Genomic DNA, 2,450 nt, shown 5'->3' with positions numbered 1-2,450 from the left:
CGGTGGTGACGTTGCCGGGCGAGGGCTGTTCGGTCGGCGGCATCCGGCCATGCTCCCGGCGGGGACGCGCCCCCGCGCCCGGTTTCCCGGAGCGCGGGGACCCCCCGTCCCCGGCTACTGCAGGAACGCCCCCCAGTGGCGACAGCAGTAGCCGGCCGAGTGCCGCGGCGTTGTCGTCCAGCCGCGTGCGCTCGCAGTCTCGGGCGTGCGGGTCGTGCCGGCACCGCCAGATCTTCTGGGCGTTGCGCCAGGCCACGTCCCGGGTGTATTCCACCAGTTCGCCCTGGTACCAGTCGTCGACGTCCCCGTTGAGCATGTCGATCAGCAGCTGCCACCGCTCCAGGTAGCCGCGCCGCAACGAGGGGATCTTGTCGGCGAAGATGTCGTTGATCTTGAGATAGTCGCGGTGCTGCTCGCTGCCGTCGACCGGCTCGGACTCCAGGTGGTCGAAGGTCGTCACCAGCGCGAACGGCAGGTCGAAGTTGATGTGCGCGTTCACCCCCGCAGCCGCCGACGGCAGCGGCCGGGCGTCCGGGCCGCGCATCCGCTTGAACAGGCACGACCAGGCCTTCGGGGTGGTCGGGCTGGACTCCGTCCACAGCCGCAGCGCGTCGAAGTAGCGGGTGGCGAACTCCACGTCGAGCCGGGACAGGAAGACCGGGTCGGCGAAGAAGTCGTCGTACAGCCCCTCCAGCACGCTGGTGGTGATGGTCAGGTACAGCTCGTTGAAGTCGGCCAACGGGCAGCTGCGCTCCAACGGAGGCAGCCGCACCAGCAGATCCTGGAGCTTGGTGAGGTGGTCCACCACCGCCGGCACGTCACCCGGGTGGTCCGCCAGCAGCCCGACGATGTCGGCGTGGACCGGGCCCCAGACCGGTTCCGTCATGTCTCCTCCACAGTGGTCGGGGCACCCCCGTGCCGTCGGCGTCGCTGGACAGCCTTCCAGCGACACCGACGTACGGGATCAGTAGAACGACGTATTCGTCCCGGCCCGGCGTGCGTCAGTCGGCGCGGTTGCGCAGGTGGATCGCGCTGGCCTGGACCCGGGTACGCACCTGGAGCTTGTCGAAGATGTGCGAGACGTGCACGCCGATGGTCCGCTCGCTGATGAACAACCGCTGGCCGATCTCCTTGTTGGTCAACCCCTCGGCCACCGCGGCGAGCACCTCGCGCTCCCGGGCGGTCAGCACCGCCAGTTCGTCACTGACCGACTCGCCGCCGGTCGCCCCCGTGCCGCCGGCCGGCTGGGCGCGCTCCTCCAGCTCCACCCGGGCCCGCCCGGCGAGAGTCTTGATCTCGCTGGTCAGCGGCACGGCACCCAGCCCCTGCGCCATCTCGTACGCCCGGCGCAGCAGCTTGGCCGCGGTCGCGCCGCGGCTGCGTCGGGCGAGCAGCGCCTCGGCCTGCCGCAGCCGCGAGTACGCCGCCGGATACGGGTGGTTGCGCCGGTCCCACTCGGCGGCCGACCGGGCCCACAGGTCGGGGTCGCCCCGCCCGTCGAGCCGACTCAGCTCGGCCGTGCAGAGCACCAGGAAGCCCTCCGCGCCCAGGCGTACCGGCCGGGCGGCGTGGGCGCTCTTGCGGGCCACCCGGTCGACCACCTCGCGCAGCCGGCGGACCACGGTCTCGTCGACCGGCACCGTCCGGCTGGCGTGCGCCTCCGCCTCGGCGCGCAGGCCGTGCCAGGCGAGGGTGGCCAGCAGCACCACGTCGTCCGAGCGGCTCTCGGTGAGGCCGCGCTGCACGGCCTGCCGGGCCACGTCGTGCCGGCCCTGCCACATCGCCAGCCCGGCCCGCAGGATCAGCATCGGCAGCACGTGCCGCGCCCCGCCACCGGCCAGCACCGTGGCCACCGCCTCCAGGTCGCGGTCGGAGGCCGCCACGTCGCCGTAGCCGACGGAGAGGCGGCACCGGGCCAGCAGCAGCTCGACGGCGTCCGCGCCGGACGGGCGGTGCCGCAGCGCCGCCGCGACGACCTTCTCCGCCTCGGCCCACTGCCCCACCCGGAACAGCCCGTTGGTGGCGATGGCCAGCAGCCGGGTCTCGTAGGTGCGGCCCAGCCCCAGCTCGGCGACCCGCTCGGCGCCCCGGCGGGCCACCACCACCCCCTCCTCGAGGATGTTCAGCGGCCCGGTCAGCAGCTCCGCCAGGTGCAGGTACGCGCACGCCACGTCCTCGGGCCGCCGGCCCGCTCGGCGATCTCCAGCGCCCGCCGCACCACGGCCAGGCCGGCCTCCGGGTCCTCCAGGAACGCCTCGCTGAAGCCGAGCGCGAGCTGGCCAGCACCACCGCGGTGGTGCTGCCGTCGACCTCGGCCGCCAGCGCCAGCGCCTCCCGGGCCCGGGTGCCGGCGTCGGCGTACCGGCCCAGGTGCAGCAGCAGCTCGGCGAGGAGGCGGCGGCGGTGGCCGTTCCCGGGAGGTGCAGTCGGCGGCCTCCACGCACGCGCTG

2 pseudogenes are annotated in these 2,450 nt (G+C 73.9%); both read right to left on the bottom strand.

Annotated features, from left to right (window positions below):
• Positions 1 to 114: 114 nt before the first annotated feature.
• Positions 115 to 886, bottom strand: a pseudogene (locus JNW89_RS34655) (DUF5995 family protein).
• Between the two features lie 115 nt (positions 887 to 1,001).
• Positions 1,002 to 2,450: pseudogene (locus JNW89_RS34650) on the bottom strand (LuxR C-terminal-related transcriptional regulator); the annotation flags it as partial.

The organism is Micromonospora sp. 4G55, assembly GCF_016803375.1.
This window is presented reverse-complemented; position numbering and strand designations above follow the sequence as displayed.